Genomic DNA, 19,410 nt, shown 5'->3' with positions numbered 1-19,410 from the left:
GGCACATCACCTAGGTTTGGAAGGCAGCTTCGGAAAGCTGCTTTTCCTAATCGATGTCATGGAGAGTCACTCAATGCGTAACCCTTACTTTTCTTCGTTGATCTTTGCATTGCTGGCCGGCGTGGCGGCGACTGTCGTCAACGCTGCTCCTGTTGCCAAATCGCAAACTGAAGCTCCGATCGTTGCTTCAGCTCCCGCAACGGTCGCGGTAACCAAGCTCGATTTGAATACCGCTGATGTAGCAGCATTGCAGCGTGAGCTTTTCGGTGTCGGTGAAACCAAAGCGAAGGCCATCATCGCTTATCGCGAAAGCAATGGCCCGTTCACATCGGTGGATGAATTGCTGGAAGTCAAAGGGATCGGCAAGGTGTTGCTGGAAAAGAACCGCGAGAAACTCGAGGTCAATTGAAGCTGATCTAACGTCTGAAGCCGGTCATTGACCGGCTTTTTTTTGCGTCGGTTTTGGTGAGTGTAGGCAGGCTTTTTTGTGAGCTGAACGTTGCGAAGCAGGCGCTGCGCAATGTGGCTGCGGCCAAAATTCCCAAGTGCTTCACGCAAGCCTGTTCAGCTCGATGACGGTGGCGTCTGCTTCAGTTGCTCACGCGCGACATCCAGTATGCGTCGAGCCAGCTCGGTGCTTTGCACACTGCGCGACAGTACCAGGGCACCAACCAAGGTCGACATGATCAGCAGGCTTTGATCGTTAGCCTGCTCTGTACCCAGCAAGGCGTTTTGCACTTGCTCAAGTCGGGCCTTGAGGATGGCATCGGTGGTGGGGCTTGGCTGGCCGCGCAAGCCCAATTCTGCGGACATGGTCGGCAGGGGGCACCCTTGGTGAGGGGAGCTTTGATGCCATTCGGAAAGGTAGTTGTCGATAAAGGCGTGCAGCGGTCGCTGCTCGCTAAACAGCTGGGCGCAATGCTCGTCGAGCTCTGCAGCCGAGGCTTGCAGGGCTTTCTCGACCAGTTCGTCCTTGGACGCGAAATGCGAGTAGAAGCCTCCGTGGGTCAGGCCTAAGGCTTTCATCAGCGGTTGCAGTCCGGTGGCGCCGATACCGTCACGTCGGAAGCGCTGCGAAGCCTCTTTGATGATGCGCTGGTGGGTCTGGGCTTTGTGGTCTGGTGAGTACCGCATCTTAGAAATCTCCACAAACTGAGGCGCCATCTTAACCAAGGTTAATCAGATGGTGACTGTACTTCAAAGTCCCGACGGCCAGCTGTCGGCGGAGTCAGTCCGTTGCTGACGGGATGTGGGTAGTTGGCACGATTAGTGGTTATCTGTTGTTCAGTGATTGTTGAACAATGTCGAGGCGCCCCATGAGTGCAGGTGTGTCACTGGCCGATCAGATCAGGCTCGAATTGCGTGACGATATTATCGGTGGGCGCCTGCTGCCCGGGATGGCGTTGATCGAAAGCGAGCTGGTGGCGGCTTACAACGCTTCGCGCAATACCATCCGCGAAGCCTTGCATCAGCTTGGGCAGGAAGGCTTGACCCGTTATGTGCGCAACAAGGGGGTCATGGTCCGGCGCTTGGGCACGGAAGAAGTACGTGATCTGTTCCAGGTGCGCCGGACGCTGGAGTTGCAGGCCATCGCCAATAGCCGGCCTTTGCGCGACTACCAGTCCGATCGCATGCTCGAATCCATTGAGGCCGCGCAGTTGGCATGGGAGCGTGAAGACTGGCGCTCGGTAGGCACCCATAGCCTGGGTTTCCACCAGCATGTTGTGGGGTTGATGGGCAGTCGGTTGTTCGACGAGTTCTTCACCAACGTTGTGGCACAGATGCGACTGGTGTTTTGTGCCGCCCCGGACGAGCAGCATTTCCAGGCCCCCTGGCTGACGCGGGACCGGCATATCCATGACTTGCTGGCCGAAGGCGACAGGTACCAGGCGGGTGTGGCCATGGAAGGGTATCTGGACGACTCCGAGCGTTTGCTGCTCGACATTCTCAATCAGGCTTCCCGTTAACCCGCGAGGGCTTCAACCATGTACAAGGACTATCCAGCCGCTTATCAGGTGAGCAAAGGCTCTGCTTTGCAGGTAGACACGGCGTTTTATGAGCGGATCCGCGATACACCCGACAAGCGCCGGCTGATCGAGCAGTTCGAGGTTCCGATCCGCACCGGGCGTGCCTGGAAAGTACCCGCCGGGCATGTGTTTCGGGTGACCACCCCGGTGGGGCCTCAGGTTGGCGACTTCAATGTCTGGAATGCCAATGACCCTCGGGAGCGGTTGTGGGCGGCGCGAACCCGGCAATTGCAGGGTGCCCACGTCAGCACCCATGACCGGCTCTGGTCGAATCTCCCGTTTCTGCGGCCGTTGGTCACCATCACCGATGACAGTCTGGCCAGCTACGGCATCGATGAGCATGGTGGCCGGGTGCATGACCTGCTGGGCACGCGCTGCGACCCCTACGTCAACCGGATGCTGACCGGCGAGGACTTCCATCACCATTGCCACTCCAATCTGACCCGCGCCGTGCTGCCCCATGGCCTGACCGAGTTCGATGTGCACGATGTGTTGAATATCTTTCAGTGCACCGGGCTCAACCATGACGACCTGTATTTCATGAAGGCCTGTCCGGCGCAGAAGGGCGACTACCTGGAGTTCTTCGCCGAGATCGACGTGCTGTGTGCGTTGTCGACCTGTCCCGGCGGCGATCTGTCGTTGCCGATGTGGGGGCCGGATGCCCAGGATCCGTTGAGCGTCTGCCGACCGTTGGGGGTGGAGATTTATCAGCTGGAGGAATCGTTGCTCGAGGGTTGGAGCCAACCCGAACGTGCGGCCTATAAGGGGCAGCATGGTCTGCAACTGGCCAGGGCCGATTGGGAATAGCGGCCATTGAAAAGCCCCTTCCTGATCAGGGAAGGGGCTTGAGGTTTAACGGTCTTGCGCTTCCTTGGCATCCATTTGTGCGTTGCGCTCGGCGACGCGTTTACGTTGCTCATCGGTCAGTTCCACCTTGTCGGCGGTGTCGCGCAGCATCATCAAGCCGCCGACGATCGAACCTATAGCAACCACCAGAATCAACCAGGCATACCAGGGCATAGGGCTCTCCTTGATGGCAGGCCGGTGGGCGAAGGGTTCGCCTGCGAGCCTGCCTGTACCACTTTGAGTTAAAGCGTTTCGCAGTGGTTCCATTGTATGCCTGATCAGGCGGGCATGCGTCCGCTCCGTTGTCAGAGCCCGGTGAGCATCGCGTCCGCTGGAGCCTCGGCGCGCAGTTGCGCGGTGAGCTGGAAGTAGATGAAGCCGGCCGCCATGAAACCGAGAAAGATCAGCCCGATCAGGGTGTTGAACCAGGCCATGGCCACCAGGCAAACCACCGCCAGTGCCAGGGCGATGGCGGGTACCAGCGGGTAGCCCGGGGCACGGAAAGTACGTTCCAGGTTGGGCTCGGTTTTGCGCAGCTTGAACAGGCTGAGCATGCTCATGATGTACATCACAATCGCTCCGAACACCGCCATGGTGATCATTGCCGCCGTCAGCGTCATGCCGCCCAGGTTGATCAGGCCGTCACTGTAGATGGCGGCGATACCGATCAGGCCGCCCGCGATGATGGCACGGTGCGGGGTCTGGAAACGTGACAGTCTGGACAGCGATTTGGGCAGGTAGCCGGCGCGGGCGAGGGCGAAGAATTGCCGCGAGTAGCCAAGGATGATGCCGTGGAAGCTCGCCACCAGGCCGAACAGGCCGATCCACACCAACATATGCAGCCATCCCGAGCTTTCGCCGACCACGGTCTTCATTGCCTGGGGCAGCGGGTCATTAATGTTCGACAAGGTGCGCCAGTCACCCACGCCGCCGGCAAAGAACATCACGCCCATGGCCAGTAGCACCAGGGTCAGGATGCCGCTGATGTAGGCCTTGGGAATGGTGCGTTTCGGGTCCTTGGCTTCTTCGGCGGCCATGGCTGCACCTTCGATGGCGAGGAAGAACCAAATGGCGAATGGAATGGCCGCGAACATCCCGGCAATCGCCGGCGCGCCGAAGGTGTCCGAACCGGCCCAGCCATTGAGGGCGAAGTTGCTGAAGCTGAACGCCGGAGCGACCACGCCCATGAACACCAGCAGTTCGGCCACCGCCAGCACGCACACCACCAGTTCGAAGGTGGCGGCCAGTTTCACCCCGAGAATATTCAGCCCCATGAACACCAGGTAGGCGCCGACTGCGGCGTGTTTCGGGTCGAGGGCGGGAAACTGCACGTTCAGGTAGGCGCCAATCGCCAGGGCGATGGCCGGCGGGGCGAAGACGAACTCGATCAAGGTCGCCAGACCCGCAATCAGCCCGCCCTTTTCACCAAAGGCCCGACGGCTGTAGGCAAAGGGCCCGCCGGCATGGGGAATCGCGGTGGTCAGCTCGGTGAAGCTGAATATGAAGCAGGTGTACATGGTCGCGACCATCAGTGAGGTCAGCAGAAACCCCAGGGTCCCGGCCACGCCCCAGCCATAACTCCAGCCGAAGTACTCCCCGGAAATCACCAGGCCGACCGCAATACCCCATAAGTGCAGCGTGCCCAAGGTGGGCTTGAGTTGTGTGTTCATCGCATGCTCCCTGAACGGTTTGAAGTGCTCAGGGGGGAGGGCTGCACCGGCCATGCCAGTCTTGGCCAGTACGTCGCAAAGCTGTGAAAGCTGTCGTATCGAGGATGTTTAGCCCTTTTTCGCCCCTGAAAGCGTTCGAAATGGGGCGCCCGCGTGCCTTGCATCGGGGCGCCGCTGTTGGCGTGGCCAATGGTGATCGGCTCCTTGCAGACAGGCGTAAAGGGCATGCAAAGCCACTCTTTACGCTTTCTTTATGCCTGACCCACCGCGTCGATCTCGTTCCTTTACAGGCTGCCTGCGGACAATGCCCCTACACGCGGCAATCGCCGTAACTCGGAGAAATTCCATGAGCGTTCTGGACGGGGTGTCACTGCTGTTGGCAGTGGGGCTGTTCATTTATCTACTGGTTGCGCTGTTGCGCGCGGATCGGAACTAGGAGCAGCTATGCACAGTTATGACTACGGGCTGATTCTGGCTTTTTTCGCCCTGGTGCTGCTACCGGCGCCGTTGCTGGGACGGTTCTACTACAAGGTAATGGAAGGCCAGCGCACCTGGTTGACACCGGTGCTGGGGCCGGTGGAGCGGGTCTGCTATCGCCTTTCCGGGGTTGATCCGCAGACCGAGCAGAGCTGGCAGAAGTACACCCTGGCGTTGCTCGCTTTCAACCTGGCGGGCTTTGTCCTGCTGTTCGCGATCCTGCTGTTCCAGGACCACCTTCCGCTCAATCCGCAGAACCTGCCGGGCCAGGAGTGGACGTTGGCGTTCAACACCGCCATCAGCTTCATGACCAACACCAACTGGCAGAGTTACAGCGGCGAAGCCTCCCTGAGCTACCTGAGCCAGATGGCAGGCCTGACCGTGCAGAACTTCGTCAGCGCCGCCACCGGCCTGGCCGTGCTGGTTGCCCTTTGCCGGGGTATCGGTCGTCGCTCGGCGCAAACCCTGGGTAACTTCTGGGTCGACATGACCCGCGCAACGCTCTATGGCTTGCTGCCGTTGTGCCTGCTGCTGGCGCTGTTCCTGGTGTGGCAGGGCGTGCCTCAGACCTTCGCTCACTATGTGAATGCCCTGACGATGCAGGGCGCCGATCAGGTGATCCCCCTGGGCCCGGCGGCCAGCCAGATCGCCATCAAGCAACTGGGGACCAACGGCGGTGGCTTCTTTGGCGCCAACTCGGCCCACCCATTCGAAAACCCGAGCGCCTGGAGCAACCTGTTCGAGTTGGGCTCGATCATCCTGATCCCGGTGGCCCTGGTGTTTACGTTTGGCCATTACGTCAAGGATCTGCGCCAGAGCCGGGCCATCATCGCCTGCATGCTGGCGTTGTTCCTGATTGGCGGCGCCACCTCGCTGTGGGCCGAATACCAACCCAACCCTGCGCTGAACAATGTGGCGGTGGAGCAGACCGCGCCGCTGGAAGGCAAGGAAGCGCGTTTCGGTACGACCGCCACCGTGCTCTGGTCGGTGACCACCACCGCGGCGTCCAACGGTTCGGTCAACGGCATGCATGACAGCCTCAACCCCCTGAGCGGGATGGTGGCGCTGATCAACATGATGGTTGGCGAAGTGATCTTCGGCGGCGTGGGAGCCGGTCTTTACGGGATGTTGCTCAACGTGTTGATCGCTGTGTTCCTGGCCGGGTTGATGATCGGGCGAACCCCGGAATACCTGGGCAAGAAACTGCAGGCCAAGGAAGTGCAATTGCTGGTGGTGACCCTGATGGTGATGCCGATCGGTGTGCTGGTGCTGGGGGCGGTTGCCGCCAGCCTGCCGGTGCCCGCATCGGCCATCAGCAACCCCGGGCCCCATGGTTTCAGCCAGTTGCTCTATGCCTACACCTCGGCCAGTGCCAACAACGGCTCGGCCTTCGCCGGCTTCAGCGCCAACACTGCCTTCCACAACCTGATGCTGGGCCTGGGCATGTTGATCGGGCGCTTCGGCTACATCCTGCCGGTACTGGCCCTGGCCGGTAGCCTGGCGATGAAGAAGACCGCGCCGATTGGCCAGAACAGTTTCCCGACCCATGGCCCGCTGTTCGTCACGCTGCTGACGGTGACCATTTTGCTGGTGGGTGGCCTGACGTTCCTGCCAACCCTGGCACTGGGGCCTATTGCCGAACACCTGAGCATGGCTGCCCTTGGGTTCAAGGGCTGAGGATTAGACGATGAATATGCATGTTCCTGCTGCAAAAAAATCTGCGCCTGATGCTGCTGGCACCACGCCTGGCAGTTCCCGGCCGGCGACCTCGGAGCAGTCGAAAACCGCAATCTCGGCCCTGTGGCGCCCGGCGCTGGTCCAGGCCTTCGTCAAGCTCGACCCGCGCCAGCTCAAACGTTCGCCGGTGATGCTGGTGGTGGAGCTGACCGCGGTCCTGACCACTGTCCTGTGTGTGTTGCCGGACCCTGCGGTACCGACCTTCGTCGCCGCGCAAATCGCTCTGTGGCTGTGGTTTACCGTGCTCTTCGCCAACTTTGCCGAAGCCTTGGCCGAGGGGCGCGGCAAGGCTCGCGCCGACAGCCTCAAGGCGGGCAGCGAAGGCTTGAGCGCCCGGCGGCAGAAGGACGATGGCAGCTTCCAGGTTGTACCCGCCGCCAGCTTGCGCAAGGGTGATGTGGTGCGAGTCGAAGCCGGGGAGATGATCCCGGGTGATGGTGAGGTGATCGAAGGGATTGCCGCGGTCAACGAAGCGGCGATTACCGGGGAGTCGGCTCCCGTGATCCGCGAGTCCGGGGGGGATCGCTCGGCGGTCACCGGCAATACCCGGCTGGTGTCTGACTGGCTGCGGGTGCGGATTACCGCCAACCCCGGCGAGTCGACCCTGGACCGCATGATCGCCTTGGTGGAAGGCGCCAAGCGCCAGAAAACGCCGAATGAGGTGGCGCTGGATATCCTGCTGATCGGCCTGACCCTGATCTTCCTGCTGGTGGTGGTGACCTTGCAGCCCTTTGCCCACTTCGCCAACGGCAGCCTGCCACTGGTGTTTCTGGTGGCGTTGCTGGTGACCTTGATTCCGACCACCATTGGCGGCCTGTTGTCGGCCATCGGCATCGCCGGCATGGACCGCCTGGTGCGCCTGAATGTGATCGCCAAATCCGGGCGAGCGGTGGAGGCGGCGGGGGACGTGCACGTCCTGCTGCTGGACAAGACCGGCACCATCACCTTCGGTAACCGCCGCTGCACCGCGATTCACGCAGCGCCTGGGGTCAGTGCCAAAGAGATGGCCGAGGGCGCGTTATTCGCCTCCCTGGCCGACGACACCGCCGAGGGCAAGTCCATCGTTGAGTACCTGCGCGGGCTTTATCCACAGCCTGAACCGGCGATCGAAGTGCTGACTGCCGTGCCGTTCAGCGCAGAAACCCGCTTGTCAGGGGTCGATTACCAGGGGCGGGTCTACCGCAAGGGGGCGGTGGATTCGCTGCTGGCCTTTGTCGGCCTGCAACGCAAGGACCTGCCTGCGGCGCTGTCCCGGGAGATCGACCAGATCGCCCAAAGCGGCGGTACTCCTTTGCTGGTCTGCGCCGAGGGCAAGCTGCTGGGCGCGATCCATCTCAAGGACGTGGTCAAACCGGGCATCCGCGAGCGTTTCGCCGAGCTGCGCAAGCTCGGGATTCGTACCGTGATGGTGACGGGTGACAACCCGCTGACCGCCGCCGCCATTGCGGCCGAAGCCGGTGTCGATGACGTGCTGGCCGAAGCCACGCCGGAGAAGAAGCTGGCGCGGATTCGCCATGAGCAGAATGACGGGCGGCTGGTGGCCATGTGTGGCGACGGCGCCAACGATGCCCCGGCCCTGGCCCAGGCGGATGTCGGCATGGCGATGAACGACGGCACCCAGGCGGCCCGCGAGGCGGCGAACATGGTCGATCTCGACAGCGATCCGACCAAGCTGCTGGACGTGGTGCAGATCGGCAAGGAGCTGCTGGTTACCCGAGGCGCACTGACCACCTTCTCGATTGCCAACGATGTGGCCAAGTACTTCGCGATCCTGCCGGCGTTGTTTGCGGCGATTTATCCACAGCTGGGCGTGCTCAACGTCATGGGGCTGACCAGCCCGCAGAGCGCGATCCTGTCGGCGATCGTGTTCAATGCCCTGATCATCGTCGTGCTGATTCCACTGGCATTGCGTGGGGTGCGGGTGCAGGCAGCCAGTGCGGCCCACCTGCTGCGCCGCAACCTGTTGATTTACGGCGTGGGCGGGATCGTGGTGCCGTTCGTCGGTATCAAGCTGATCGACATGCTGCTGACCGCGCTGCACCTGGTGTAACTCCCCGTTGCAGGGGCCGGCTGACCCGCCTGCTCCTGCCGGGATCGGACTTGATGAATCGAGGATTGAATGATGTCTAGCGTATTGCGTCCGGCCTTGAGCCTGATGGTATTGATGACCCTGATCACCGGTGTCGCCTATCCACTGGTTGTGACCGGGGTCGCCCAGTTGGCGTTCCCGGACCAGGCCAACGGCAGCCTGGTGCGTGACGCCGACGGCAAGGTGCGTGGCTCGGCCCTGATCGCTCAGGATTTTGTCGGCGATGCCTGGTTCCATCCGCGTCCTTCTGCAGGCGCTTTTGCCACGGTTTCCAGCAGCGCCAGCAACCTGGCACCGAGCAACCCGGCCCTTGCCACGCGGGTGATCGATGACGCCAACAAACTGCTGGTGCCTGGCCAGGGACCGGTGCCCCTGGCCTTGCTCACCACCTCTGGCAGTGGGCTGGATCCGCACTTGCCTCCGGCCGCGATTACCTATCAACTGGCGCGGGTTGCGGCGGCGCGCAACCTGCCCCAGGCCAAGGTCCAAGCGCTGGTGGACACGCTGGTCGAGCAGCCGCTGATAGGCCCTCCAGTGGTCAATGTGCTGGCCCTGAATCGGGCCCTGGAAACCTTGTAGGCACAGCCGCGGCTGTTTACTGCCGCTGCGTTGATTAACTTTTTTGTTGCAGAGAGTTCCGCCCATGAGCGATTCCGGCCGCGCCGACGCGCTGTTAGCTGATCTGCCCCGCGATGGACGCGGTCGGCTCAAGGTTTTTCTGGGCGCCGCACCGGGCGTGGGCAAGACATACGCCATGTTGCAGGCGGCCCATGCGCAACTGCGCCAGGGGGTAAAGGTCCTGGCCGGGGTGGTCGAGACCCACGGCCGCGCAGAAACCGAAGCCTTGCTCGGCGGCCTGCCGCAACAGCCGCTGGTGCGCTCCGAGTATCGCGGGGTGATGCTGGAAGAGATGGACCTCGACGGGTTGCTCAAGGCCCGGCCCAAGCTGGTACTGGTAGACGAGTTGGCCCACAGCAACGCCCCCGGCAGTCGCCATGCCAAGCGTTGGCAGGACATCCAGGAACTGCTGGCAGCCGGGATTGACGTGTTCACCACGGTCAACGTGCAACACCTCGAAAGCCTCAACGATCAGGTGCGCGGCATCACCGGTGTGCAGGTGCGCGAAACCTTGCCTGACTGGGTGCTGCAGGAAGCCTATGAGCTGCTGCTGGTCGACCTGCCGCCCCGAGAGCTGTTGGAGCGCCTGCGCGATGGCAAGGTCTACGTGCCGGAGCAGGCGCGGGCGGCCATCGATGCCTTCTTTACCCAAACCAACCTCACTGCCTTGCGCGAGTTGGCGATGCAGACCGCGGCGGCCCAGGTGGACGATGACCTGGCCCAGGGCTATCGGCAGCTGGGGCAGGCGGCGCCGGCCGTGCGCGGCCGATTACTGGTCGGGGTCGATGGTGATGCCCAGGCCGAACGCCTGGTGCGGCATGCGAGCCGGGTGGCACAACGTCGGCACCTGCCCTGGAGCATGGTGCATGTCGACAACGGCAGTGTGCGTGACGAACAGTCGCGCCTGCGCTTGCAGGCGGCGCAGCAATTGGCCGAGCGCCTGGGCGGTGAAGTGGTGTTGCTGCGCGCCGCCGAAGTGGCGAAAACCCTGATTCAGCATGCGGCGGAGCGGCGGGCGAGCCTGGTGCTGGTCGGCCAGTCCAGTCATCGCCTGCGCCGACGCTGGTTCGGCGGCGGGCTGGCGGCGCGTTTGCTGCGTCAGGCCAGCGGCCTGGAAATCAACGTCCTGGACAGCGAAGCACAACCGCATCAGCCACGGCTGCGCACTGAGCAATCCGTGGCCTGGTTCGACTACGGGTTGGCGCTGCTGGCTACGGCCTTGGCCAGTGCCCTGGCCTGGGCGGTGGCCAGTGTGCTGCCGCTGCCCAACATCTCCCTGGTGTTTCTGGCCGCGGTGTTGCTGGTGGCGGTGCGCAGCAGCTTGGGGCCGGCGCTGGCGTGCGCGGTGCTGTCGTTTCTGACCTATGACTTCCTGTTTATCCCGCCCAGTTTTTCCTTCTCGATCCAGCGCGAAGAGGATGTATTGACCCTGGTGTTCTTCCTCATGATGGCGGCCCTGACCGGTAACCTGGCTGCCCGCCAGCGCCGCCAGTTGCAGGCATTGCGTGATACCCAGGAAGAAACCAGCGAGCTGTTGGATCTGTCGCGCAAACTGACCGCGGCTACCGATCGCCAGGCGGTGATCAGCGCTGCGGCCCAGCACTTGAACGGCTGGAAGGACTTGAAACTGTGCCTGCTCAACCGCGACGGGCAGGGTGACTGGAAGGTGGAAACCGGTGGCCCGCTGCAGTTTTCCGAAGCCGAGCGTGCGGCTGCCGATTGGGCTTGGCAGCATGACCAGCCGGCCGGCCATGGCACCGGTACCTTGCCTTTTGGACGCTGGTGGTGGTGGCCGCTGTCGGTGGACGAAGGTCCGCTAGCCTTGTTGGGGGTTTGCCCGAAAGAGGGCACGGAACTTACCGGGCAACGTCGGCGGTTATTGACCGCCTTGAGTCAGCCGCTGGCCCAGGCGCTGGCGCGGGCGCAACTGGCCGAAGACCTGGAAGCCGCCAGGCTGCACGGCGAAACCGAACAGCTGCGCAGCGCCTTGCTGGCCTCGGTGTCCCATGACCTGCGCACTCCCCTGACCTCGATGCGCGGCAGCATCGACAGCTTGCTCGCGCTGGGCGAGGCGATCCCGCTGGAGGACCGCCGCGAATTACTGGAGGGCACCCGTGACGAAGCCGAGCGCCTGGACCGCTACATCCAGAACCTGCTGGACATGACCCGCCTCGGCCATGGTGCCCTGAAGCTGGCACGGGACTGGGTGGCCCCCGGGGATATCGTCGGCAGTGCAATGAACCGCCTGCGGGCCGTGTTCGCCTCTTTGCAAGTCAGCACCGATGTGCCCGCGCAGTTGCCGCTGTTGTATGTGCACGCGGCCTTGATCGAACAGGCGCTGGTGAATGTGCTGGAGAACGCCGCGCGGTTCTCTCCCGCCCACGGTCGTTTGCAGTTGAGCGTCGGTGCGAGTGAAAGCGAACTGTGGTTTGCCGTGAGCGATGAGGGGCCGGGTATTCCCCAGGACGAGCGGGAAAAAATCTTCGATATGTTTTACACCGCCGCCCGGGGTGACCGAGGCGGTCAGGGCACCGGCCTGGGGCTGGCGATCTGTCAGGGCATGGTCGGTGCCCACGGTGGGCACATCAGCGTCGCCGAAGGCATCGAGGGACGTGGCACCTGTATTACCCTGTTCCTGCCGTTGCCGACGCAACCTGCCGCTGAGGCCCAGGTGTGATTGGCTGCCCGGCATCGCCCAGGCCAGGCCCGCGCAGGCAGCGCTGGGCTACTCTTTTGCAACTTATTTGTCTTGAATGGAAATCATGAGCCAGACCGCGACCATCCTGGTCATTGACGACGAACCGCAGATTCGCAAATTTCTGCGCATCAGCCTGGCCTCCCAAGGCTACAAAGTGATCGAGGCCGGCACTGGCAATGAAGGGCTGGCTCAGGCCGCGCTGAACAAGCCGGACCTGCTGGTGCTCGACCTGGGCCTGCCGGACATGGACGGGCAGCAGGTGCTGCGCGAGTTTCGCGAATGGTCGAGTGTGCCGGTGCTGGTGCTCTCGGTGCGTGCCAGTGAAATCCAGAAAGTTGAAGCACTGGACGGTGGTGCCAACGATTACGTGACCAAGCCCTTTGGGATCCAGGAGTTTCTGGCGCGCGTCCGAGCTTTGTTACGTCAGGCGCCTGTCGGTGAAGGGCAGGAAGCCGCGCTGAGCTTTGGACCCTTGACCGTGGACCTGGCCTATCGCCGGGTGCTGCTCGAGGGCGTGGAAGTGGCCCTGACCCGCAAGGAGTACGCGGTGCTGGCGCAACTGGCACGTCACCCAGGGCGGGTGATTACCCAGCAGCAGTTGCTCAAGGATATCTGGGGCCCGACCCATACCGAAGACAGCCACTACCTGCGGATTGTGGTCGGGCACTTGCGCCAGAAGCTGGCGGACGACCCGGCCCGTCCACGTTTTATCCTCACCGAAGCCGGGATCGGCTATCGCTTGTTGAACGCTGAGTCCTGAGCGTCCAGGCGTTCGGTGCTCAGTTCTGCTCGCTTTCGTAGCGGTCCAGGGTATCGCTGGCGATTTCCCGGCCCAGGGCGATCAGCTCCGGCGCCTTGTAGAACTCGAAAAAACGGCAGACGCGCTTGGGCACGTTGATCAGGATATCCGGCGGGTAGCCCGCGATTTTGTATTGCGCCAGGGAGGTCTGCATCACCTCGAAGCTCTGGTTGATCAGGTCCAGCAGCGAGGCCGGGCCGACGTTATCGATGATGAAGGATCCGGTGGCAGACTTCGGCGCCCCTTCACTTTCCGGTGCCGCCGCCGGTTGCTGGGCTTCGGGCTGGGCCGATTCGATCCAGGGATTGATCTCCGCTGCCTCGGCCTTCAAGGCTTCTTGCTCGATAAGCAACAGCTGTTCGGCCTGCTTGCGGCGAAAGGGCATGTGCGAACCCAGGGAACTGATCAGGTTGTCGAAGCGACTCTTGAAGGCCGGAGGGCGTTGAATCACCGGCAATTGATAGTGGCGCTGGTTGGTCGAGTTGAGGTTGACGGCGATGATCAGGTCGCAATGGCTGGACACCACCGGCACGATCGGCAGCGGATTGAGCAGGCCGCCGTCCACCAGCATGCGATTACCTTGCATGACCGGAGTGAACAGGCTGGGGATGGCTGCCGAAGCGCGCATGGCCTGGTGCAGGCAGCCTTCCTGGAACCAGATTTCCTGTTGGTTGGTCAGGTCGGTGGCGACGGCGGTGTAAGGGATTCGCAGGTCTTCGATGTTGATTTCGCCGACGATTTTGCGGATCTGGCCGAAAACCTTCTCGCCGCGAATCGCGCCCAGGCGAAAGCTGACGTCCACCAGACGCAGTACGTCGAGGTAATCCAGGCTCTCGATCCATTCTCGATAATCGTTGAGCTTGCCGGCGGCGTAGATCCCGCCAACCACCGCGCCCATGGAGCAGCCGGCGATGCAGGCGATGTCATAGCCACGCCGTTCGATTTCCTCGATCACCCCTATATGGGCGTATCCCCGGGCGCCACCTGAGCCCAGAACCAGTGCAACACGCTTCTTCATGACTCGACCCTTAGGCAAACAGGCTCCAACAATGCACCCTTCGAGGGGGGCTGTTCAATCGTGGACAGTATTGCGCTGCAGCGCGCGGTTTACCTAGGGGGCCGCAGCGCATGCAGCTATGCTGGCGCACGCTATATTTCCCGGGGGCTATCAAGGCACTTTTTTCGGTGCCGATCGTCTGATCTTGTACGACTGTGTTTTATTCCTGAGGTGTCATCGATGAAAGCCTGGATCTGTCTGCCCCTGATTGTGTTGGCACTGGCCGGTTGCGCCGGCAAAACCGCTTACCGCGACACCTGCGGCACGCAACTGGATGCGGCCTGGCATGAACTGGACCTGGCCAAGGCTGAAGGCTTTGCCGGTACCGTCAGCTACTCCAAGGCCTTGTCCCTGCTGACGGGTGCCAAGACCCAGCAACAATTTGAGGCCTTTGAAGGTTGCGCAAGCAAGGCCGAGAAGGCACGGTTCTACATCCGCGAGTCCCGCGCTGGCCGTTGATGCAATCACTGCTGCCGTGTGAGGTCGGGGAAGGGCCACCACCGCTGGCCGGCATGACGCAGCGCAATGCTGCATGCTGGTCGGCGGTGTCATTCTGAGGGAAACAGGTTGGGCCGTTCAGAGGCTGCAGCCGTGAATGCTCGATGCGGGAGTCAATGATGTCAGCCCTGGTTGATCGATTGGTGGCTCAGGTCCTGAGCCTGGAAGTGCGTTTGCTGGCCTGTCAGGCCCGGCTGGCGGCAAGTACGGATCCCGAAGCACTGCATGACTTGCGCATTACCGTGCGGCGCTTGCGCAGCTTGTTGCGACCCCTGCGCGGTTTGCCTGGGGTGGAGCAACTCGAGGCGGCAGCGGGGGAGGTCGGTCAATTGACCACGCCCTTGCGGGATCGCGAAGTGCTGGCGGCCTATCTGCATCAGCACGGGCAGCATCAGGCCGCTGATCGGCGTACCGCGCAACTGGCCCAGGAGCTTCCGGCCGTCGCAACCGGGCCGCAAGTGCAGCAGTTGCTGATGGTGCTCGATGCGTTCCCACGGTTTTTGCGGGCGTCCGAGCGGCAGGGCATCTTGCGCAGCTTGCGCCAGCGCATCGAAAAACGCCTGGCCAAACAGTGGAAAGCGCTGGATGTGGCATTGCATGACCCCGCCCATGATCGACACCGCCTGCGCCTGTTGATCAAACGCGTACGCTACGCCGCTGATGCCTACCCCGAACTCGATCGTTTGCCGGCCAAGGCGATGTCCCGGCTCAAGGCGGCCCAGGGGGCACTGGGCGATTGGCATGACTGCTGGCAGTGGCTGGCGCAGGCTGAGCAGCAACCGGACTTGCAGCCCTGCGTGGGCGTCTGGCGCAGCACCATGCTCAAGGCGCAAACCCGCGCTGACCGGGTGCTGGACAAACTCAGCGGCGATTGTTTCAAGTCCTGACCATGCGTTGACGGCTCATCTGTCCGCTTGTTTGGCGGGAATAAGTGCTGTGCCCCTGCTTTTGGCTGGTTACTATCCTCGAGTTCTTTTCCGCTCTCGAGGTTTCCATGCGCTTTTTCGATTTGCTTGATGCCGTTCGCCAGAATCCCCAGCAGCTGTCTATCCCGGCCGAGTGGGCCCAGGGGCGGGCGAGTTTTGGTGGCCTGGTGGTGGCCTTGCAGTACGAAGCCATGCGCGCCAAGGTTCCGGCCGATCGTCCTGTACGTTCGTTGGCCATCACCTTTGTCGGGCCGGTCGAGCCGGATGTGCCGGTGAGTTTCGAAGTGGATGTGCTACGTGAGGGCAAGGCCGTCAGCCAGGTACTGGGCCGGGCGATGCAGAACGGGCAGGTGGTGACCCTGGTGCAGGGGAGTTTCGGTGCTTCCCGGGCCTCCGAAGTCAGCGTCGAGGCGCAACCGGCACCGGAAATGAAACACTGGGATGAGTGCCAGGAGCTGCCCTATATCAAAGGGGTAACGCCCGAGTTCATGCGCCACCTGGCCATGCGCTGGAGCATCGGCGGCCTGCCCTTTACCGGTAATCAATCCCGTGACATGGGTGGTTGGGTGCGCTTGCGCGGAGACGTGAAGGAAGAGCCGCTGACCGAGGCGCATATTCTCGCCCTGGTCGATGCCTGGCCGCCGGCGTTGTTGCCGCACCTGCGCAAACCGGCGGCGGGCAGCACCCTGACCTGGACGATTGAATTCGTTCAGCCGTTGCTGGAGTTGAGCACCCTGGACTGGTGCAAGTACTGCGTGAATATCGAGCATGCACGCGACGGTTATGGCCATGCTGCCGCTGCGCTGTGGAGCCCTGAAGGCGGATTGATAGCCTTGAGCCGGCAAACGGTGACGATTTTCGCCTGAGTCCTTTGCTGCCGAGTGGCACGGGTATCGCCCGGCCACCCGGCGGCAATGAACACTGGCCGCTAACAGGGTTGCCAGTAACCTGGCGAATAGCCCTGTTAGTGCCGGACCGCCCGCAACTTCAGGCTTCCAGGCTGTGACCACGACGTTGCAGCGACAGAGCGGCGACTACCGCGACTGCGCCAATGGCAACGCTGACCGCGCTGGGCGCGAACACCCCTGATGCAATCAGCAGGAAACCCACGATAAATAACGGGCCTGCAATCAACTGCAATACCAGGTTGGCCGAGTTGCGATGGCTTTCCGGGGTGCTGCGCCATTGCCATGCGGGGATGTTGGGATGACGTTTGCCCATGTTGTCCTCCTTAATTCATTTGTTGAAGCCGATGAATCAAGAATAGGGGCGACGCTGGGCAACATCGAATCAAGCGTTGCTATCGGGTTGATAGGCTATTGGGGGGATTCACACCGGCCAAGTTCCAGGCCTTGCGGCCAACCCATAACCTTGCAGGGCTGGGCTGGCCGATAACCTGAGATTAAAGCTTCAGCTGTCCGATAGCCTTGCTCAAGGCGCCGGCCAGGGTCGCCAGTTCATTGCTGGTGGTGGCCGAGTCGACGGTTTGCTGCACAGTGTTTTCGGTCACATCACGGATGCTGACCACCGCACGATTCATCTCTTCCGCCACTTGGCTCTGTTGCTCGGCGGCCACCGCGATCTGGGTATTGCTTTCACGCATCTGCGCCACGGCACTGGTTATTTCGGCCAGTGCGGCTCCAGCCTCCTGAGCCTGTTGCACACAGTCGTCGGCCTTGAACGAGCTTTCCTGCATGAAGTCCACCGCATCGCGGGTACCGGCCTGCAACGCGGAAACCATGGTGGTGATCTCATCGGTTGAGCTTTGTACGCGCTTGGCCAGGTTACGCACCTCGTCGGCAACCACTGCAAAACCACGCCCCATTTCCCCGGCGCGGGCCGCTTCGATCGCGGCGTTGAGGGCCAGCAGGTTGGTCTGTTCGGCGATGCTGTGAATCACACTGACCACGCCGTTGATTTTCTGGCTGTCTTCGGCCAGGCGCTGGATCATCTCGGCGGTCTGCTGTACGCCACTGGACAGCCCAGCGATGGATTTCTGCACGCGACTGACCACCTCCTGGCCACTGCCAGCCAATGTATCGGCAGTCTGGGACAGGTCGCGGGTTGCGCCGGCATGTTGGGCGATGTGGTAGACCGTGGCCGACATTTCATTGATCGCGGTAGCCGCCTGGTCGGTCTCACTTTGCTGGCCGAGCATGCCATGGCGTACGTCGTTCATGCTCGACGCCAGGCGCGCGGCACCCACATCCAACTGCCGGGCGGTATCGGCCACGGTGTTGACCACGCGCTGATAGCCGGCCTGCATGGCGTTGAACGCTGTCGCCATCTGCCCGACTTCATCCTTGCAGGCCAGGGGAACACGGGCCGCCAGGTCGCCGGTCTTTTCAACATGCAACATCACGTCTTTGAGTGTGTTGAGTTGGCTCAGCAGAAAGCGGATCAACAGTTGCGAGGCGCACAGCATGGCGAACATCAGGATGAATACAGCAGCGGCGTAGTTGGTGAAGCGCTCGCTGAACACCTGACTCAGGCTCGGGCCGTAGGCGAGTACCGCGATTTGCTGGCCATCGGCGCGACTGATGACTTCAGCGCCCATCAGTGGGTTATCGCCGAACAAGGGCATATGGCTGAACTCGACCCAGCCCTTGGCCCCGTTCAGCTCGGGTAATGGGCGATCGTTGAGAGAGGGCGTCTGCCCGGGCTGAAAACTCAGTAAATGATCGGCACGGGGCAAAGCCTGTCCAGCCGGCCAGGCGCTGAGCAGCCGTGCCTGGGCTTGAGCGGCACCCTGAGACGCCTGGCTGCGAGCCTGCTGCTCCAGTTGTACGGCGTACAGCACCAGCAGCAGGGTAGTAACGAAGGCGACCGCATTGACCGCCCAGAATTTGTACTTCAGCGAGATATTGCTAAGCCAGGCACCCATGGAAGGTCTTCTCTGATTGAGCGAAACAGTATTGGCAAGGTGCCATTATTGTGCCGCTACTTGCTCAGACAAATCTTGATGTGGGTCAAGCAATATCCGGCAAGCCGAAGAATGCCCGGGAGCAGGCGGTGCTGTGGGCGGCCAGTTCCTCTTGGCTTTCGTTGCGATGCAAGGCCACTTCGCGCAGCACCTCCGTCAGGTAGGCTGGTTCGTTGCGGCCATTTTTAGGCTTGGGACGAAGGCTGCGTGGCAGCAGGTAGGGCGCGTCGCTTTCCAGCATCAGGCGACCCCGGGGAATTTCCCGAACCAGCGGGTGCAAATGTGTGCCACGGCGCTCGTCGCAGATCCAGCCAGTGATACCAATATGCAAGTCCAGGTCGAGGTAGCTGAACAGCGCGCGCTGCTCGCCGGTAAAGCAGTGCACCACCGCGGCGGGCAAGCGATCGCGGAAGTCGCGCAGCATGTCCAGCATGCGCTGATTGGCGTCGCGTTCATGGAGGAACACCGGTAGCTGCAAGTCTGCGGCCAGGGCCAAATGCTCTTCCAGCACCTTTTCCTGCTGCGGGCGTGGTGAGAAGTCTCGATTGAAATCCAGACCGCATTCTCCCACTGCACGCACCTGGGTCTCATTGAGCAGGGCGCGCAGGCGGCGGGCACTGTCAGCATTCCAGTCACTGGCCGAGTGGGGATGGATACCGGCGGTGGTGAACAGCCGTTGGCCGCTTTCGTCCAACTGGTGGGCCAATTCCACCGCCTGTTCACTGCCCTCGACGCTGGTACCGGTCAGGACCAATTGGCACACGCCTGCCGCGTACGCCCGGTCGAGAACGGCCTGGTGCTTTTCGGCGAAACTTGGGTTGGTCAGGTTGACGCCGATATCGATGAGTTGCATGGTGTACCTCCGCCTGCGGCCGGAAAGCATATCAGAGCTGTAGATTTATAAGAAAAGCCAAGAACTACAACGAGTTAAAGCTGTCTTTTGCTGTCGGAAGTTAGCTTCGGTTGGTAACCCAGCCATTGCTGTGCCCGTCTTTCGCACTTTGCCAGCGCTCAAGGCGCTCTGTTTCTGACCCCCGACTCTCAA

General features: G+C 62.0%; 18 protein-coding genes and 1 pseudogene. 12 read left to right on the top strand and 7 right to left on the bottom strand.

Features of this window, described 5'->3' with window-relative positions:
• Positions 1 to 73: 73 nt before the first annotated feature.
• Complete coding sequence (locus AC19YX_RS24395) at positions 74 to 409, top strand: ComEA family DNA-binding protein (protein ID WP_078470701.1); 336 nt, start codon at positions 74 to 76, stop codon at positions 407 to 409.
• 155 nt (positions 410 to 564) lie between these two features.
• Here AC19YX_RS24395 and AC19YX_RS24390 read toward each other — a convergent pair whose 3' ends face one another.
• Positions 565 to 1,134 (bottom strand): TetR/AcrR family transcriptional regulator, encoded by a 570-nt coding sequence (locus tag AC19YX_RS24390; protein WP_078470700.1) that lies wholly within the window; start codon positions 1,132 to 1,134, stop codon positions 565 to 567.
• Between the two features lie 182 nt (positions 1,135 to 1,316).
• Here AC19YX_RS24390 and AC19YX_RS24385 point away from each other — a divergent pair, with 182 nt between their 5' ends.
• Complete coding sequence (locus AC19YX_RS24385; protein WP_421548397.1) at positions 1,317 to 1,967, top strand: GntR family transcriptional regulator; 651 nt, start codon at positions 1,317 to 1,319, stop codon at positions 1,965 to 1,967.
• Between the two features lie 18 nt (positions 1,968 to 1,985).
• A complete protein-coding gene (locus tag AC19YX_RS24380; RefSeq protein ID WP_078470698.1) occupies positions 1,986 to 2,834 on the top strand; it encodes an urea carboxylase-associated family protein in 849 nt (282 codons plus the stop codon).
• 45 nt (positions 2,835 to 2,879) lie between these two features.
• Here the strand turns inward: AC19YX_RS24380 and AC19YX_RS24375 are convergent, their stop codons facing one another.
• The gene (locus tag AC19YX_RS24375) at positions 2,880 to 3,047 is read right to left on the bottom strand and encodes a DUF2897 family protein (RefSeq protein WP_078470697.1); all 168 of its coding nucleotides are present in this window, start codon (positions 3,045 to 3,047) and stop codon (positions 2,880 to 2,882) included.
• 131 nt (positions 3,048 to 3,178) lie between these two features.
• Positions 3,179 to 4,543 carry an ethanolamine permease gene (gene eat / locus AC19YX_RS24370; protein WP_421548395.1) on the bottom strand — a complete coding sequence of 455 codons (1,365 nt, stop codon included), beginning with the start codon at positions 4,541 to 4,543 and terminating at the stop codon, positions 3,179 to 3,181.
• Between the two features lie 346 nt (positions 4,544 to 4,889).
• On the opposite strand from eat, the gene kdpF reads away from it, so the two are divergent.
• From kdpF to AC19YX_RS24340, 6 genes are all read left to right on the top strand, one after another.
• On the top strand, positions 4,890 to 4,979 hold the full coding sequence (gene kdpF / locus AC19YX_RS24365) for a K(+)-transporting ATPase subunit F (protein ID WP_007899818.1): 90 nt from the start codon (positions 4,890 to 4,892) through the stop codon (positions 4,977 to 4,979).
• An 8-nt stretch (positions 4,980 to 4,987) separates the two neighbouring features.
• Positions 4,988 to 6,697, top strand: coding sequence for a potassium-transporting ATPase subunit KdpA (kdpA, locus tag AC19YX_RS24360; RefSeq protein WP_020299655.1), 1,710 nt, complete (start codon positions 4,988 to 4,990; stop codon positions 6,695 to 6,697).
• Between the two features lie 16 nt (positions 6,698 to 6,713).
• Complete coding sequence (gene kdpB / locus AC19YX_RS24355) at positions 6,714 to 8,807, top strand: potassium-transporting ATPase subunit KdpB (RefSeq protein ID WP_421548587.1); 2,094 nt, start codon at positions 6,714 to 6,716, stop codon at positions 8,805 to 8,807.
• Between the two features lie 72 nt (positions 8,808 to 8,879).
• Positions 8,880 to 9,425 (top strand): potassium-transporting ATPase subunit KdpC, encoded by a 546-nt coding sequence (gene kdpC, locus AC19YX_RS24350; protein WP_078470693.1) that lies wholly within the window; start codon positions 8,880 to 8,882, stop codon positions 9,423 to 9,425.
• A gap of 64 nt (positions 9,426 to 9,489) precedes the next feature.
• Positions 9,490 to 12,141, top strand: a complete 2,652-nt coding sequence (locus AC19YX_RS24345; RefSeq protein ID WP_500607222.1) for a DUF4118 domain-containing protein — start codon at positions 9,490 to 9,492, stop codon at positions 12,139 to 12,141.
• A gap of 85 nt (positions 12,142 to 12,226) precedes the next feature.
• Positions 12,227 to 12,922, top strand: a complete 696-nt coding sequence (locus tag AC19YX_RS24340; protein WP_020299659.1) for a response regulator — start codon at positions 12,227 to 12,229, stop codon at positions 12,920 to 12,922.
• 19 nt (positions 12,923 to 12,941) lie between these two features.
• Here AC19YX_RS24340 and AC19YX_RS24335 read toward each other — a convergent pair whose 3' ends face one another.
• A complete protein-coding gene (locus tag AC19YX_RS24335; protein ID WP_020299660.1) occupies positions 12,942 to 13,979 on the bottom strand; it encodes a patatin-like phospholipase family protein in 1,038 nt (345 codons plus the stop codon).
• Between the two features lie 219 nt (positions 13,980 to 14,198).
• Between AC19YX_RS24335 and AC19YX_RS24330 the strand changes: the two genes are divergently transcribed.
• The 3 genes from AC19YX_RS24330 (at position 14,199) to AC19YX_RS24320 (ending at position 16,308) form a co-directional block, all read left to right on the top strand.
• Positions 14,199 to 14,477, top strand: a complete 279-nt coding sequence (locus tag AC19YX_RS24330) for a hypothetical protein (protein WP_020299661.1) — start codon at positions 14,199 to 14,201, stop codon at positions 14,475 to 14,477.
• Positions 14,478 to 14,635: 158 nt separating this feature from the next.
• The gene (locus tag AC19YX_RS24325; protein WP_421548392.1) at positions 14,636 to 15,403 is read left to right on the top strand and encodes a CHAD domain-containing protein; all 768 of its coding nucleotides are present in this window, start codon (positions 14,636 to 14,638) and stop codon (positions 15,401 to 15,403) included.
• A 107-nt stretch (positions 15,404 to 15,510) separates the two neighbouring features.
• Complete coding sequence (locus AC19YX_RS24320) at positions 15,511 to 16,308, top strand: acyl-CoA thioesterase (protein WP_500607221.1); 798 nt, start codon at positions 15,511 to 15,513, stop codon at positions 16,306 to 16,308.
• A 124-nt stretch (positions 16,309 to 16,432) separates the two neighbouring features.
• Here the strand turns inward: AC19YX_RS24320 and AC19YX_RS24315 are convergent.
• From AC19YX_RS24315 to AC19YX_RS24305, 3 genes and pseudogenes are all read right to left on the bottom strand, one after another.
• A pseudogene (locus AC19YX_RS24315) lies at positions 16,433 to 16,663 on the bottom strand (terminase); the annotation flags it as partial.
• Between the two features lie 181 nt (positions 16,664 to 16,844).
• Entirely contained in the window at positions 16,845 to 18,326 is a 1,482-nt protein-coding gene (locus AC19YX_RS24310; protein ID WP_500607220.1) for a methyl-accepting chemotaxis protein, read from the bottom strand.
• 85 nt (positions 18,327 to 18,411) lie between these two features.
• On the bottom strand, positions 18,412 to 19,218 hold the full coding sequence (locus AC19YX_RS24305) for a TatD family hydrolase (protein WP_500607219.1): 807 nt from the start codon (positions 19,216 to 19,218) through the stop codon (positions 18,412 to 18,414).
• Between the last annotated feature and the right edge of the window lie 192 nt (positions 19,219 to 19,410).

This window comes from Pseudomonas sp. MF09150 (assembly GCF_059862355.1).
The sequence above is the reverse complement of the archived record's forward strand: the minus strand, read 5'-3'. Positions and strand labels throughout refer to the sequence as shown.

Coding starts and splice junctions, on each gene's coding strand:
- AC19YX_RS24395 (WP_078470701.1), top strand. CDS start 74: ATGCGTAACCCTTACTTTTCTTCGTTGATCTTTGCATTGCTGGCCGGC.
- AC19YX_RS24390 (WP_078470700.1), bottom strand. CDS start 1,134: ATGCGGTACTCACCAGACCACAAAGCCCAGACCCACCAGCGCATCATC.
- AC19YX_RS24385 (WP_421548397.1), top strand. CDS start 1,317: ATGAGTGCAGGTGTGTCACTGGCCGATCAGATCAGGCTCGAATTGCGT.
- AC19YX_RS24380 (WP_078470698.1), top strand. CDS start 1,986: ATGTACAAGGACTATCCAGCCGCTTATCAGGTGAGCAAAGGCTCTGCT.
- AC19YX_RS24375 (WP_078470697.1), bottom strand. CDS start 3,047: ATGCCCTGGTATGCCTGGTTGATTCTGGTGGTTGCTATAGGTTCGATC.
- eat (WP_421548395.1), bottom strand. CDS start 4,543: ATGAACACACAACTCAAGCCCACCTTGGGCACGCTGCACTTATGGGGT.
- kdpF (WP_007899818.1), top strand. CDS start 4,890: ATGAGCGTTCTGGACGGGGTGTCACTGCTGTTGGCAGTGGGGCTGTTC.
- kdpA (WP_020299655.1), top strand. CDS start 4,988: ATGCACAGTTATGACTACGGGCTGATTCTGGCTTTTTTCGCCCTGGTG.
- kdpB (WP_421548587.1), top strand. CDS start 6,714: ATGCATGTTCCTGCTGCAAAAAAATCTGCGCCTGATGCTGCTGGCACC.
- kdpC (WP_078470693.1), top strand. CDS start 8,880: ATGTCTAGCGTATTGCGTCCGGCCTTGAGCCTGATGGTATTGATGACC.
- AC19YX_RS24345 (WP_500607222.1), top strand. CDS start 9,490: ATGAGCGATTCCGGCCGCGCCGACGCGCTGTTAGCTGATCTGCCCCGC.
- AC19YX_RS24340 (WP_020299659.1), top strand. CDS start 12,227: ATGAGCCAGACCGCGACCATCCTGGTCATTGACGACGAACCGCAGATT.
- AC19YX_RS24335 (WP_020299660.1), bottom strand. CDS start 13,979: ATGAAGAAGCGTGTTGCACTGGTTCTGGGCTCAGGTGGCGCCCGGGGA.
- AC19YX_RS24330 (WP_020299661.1), top strand. CDS start 14,199: ATGAAAGCCTGGATCTGTCTGCCCCTGATTGTGTTGGCACTGGCCGGT.
- AC19YX_RS24325 (WP_421548392.1), top strand. CDS start 14,636: ATGTCAGCCCTGGTTGATCGATTGGTGGCTCAGGTCCTGAGCCTGGAA.
- AC19YX_RS24320 (WP_500607221.1), top strand. CDS start 15,511: ATGCGCTTTTTCGATTTGCTTGATGCCGTTCGCCAGAATCCCCAGCAG.
- AC19YX_RS24310 (WP_500607220.1), bottom strand. CDS start 18,326: ATGGGTGCCTGGCTTAGCAATATCTCGCTGAAGTACAAATTCTGGGCG.
- AC19YX_RS24305 (WP_500607219.1), bottom strand. CDS start 19,218: ATGCAACTCATCGATATCGGCGTCAACCTGACCAACCCAAGTTTCGCC.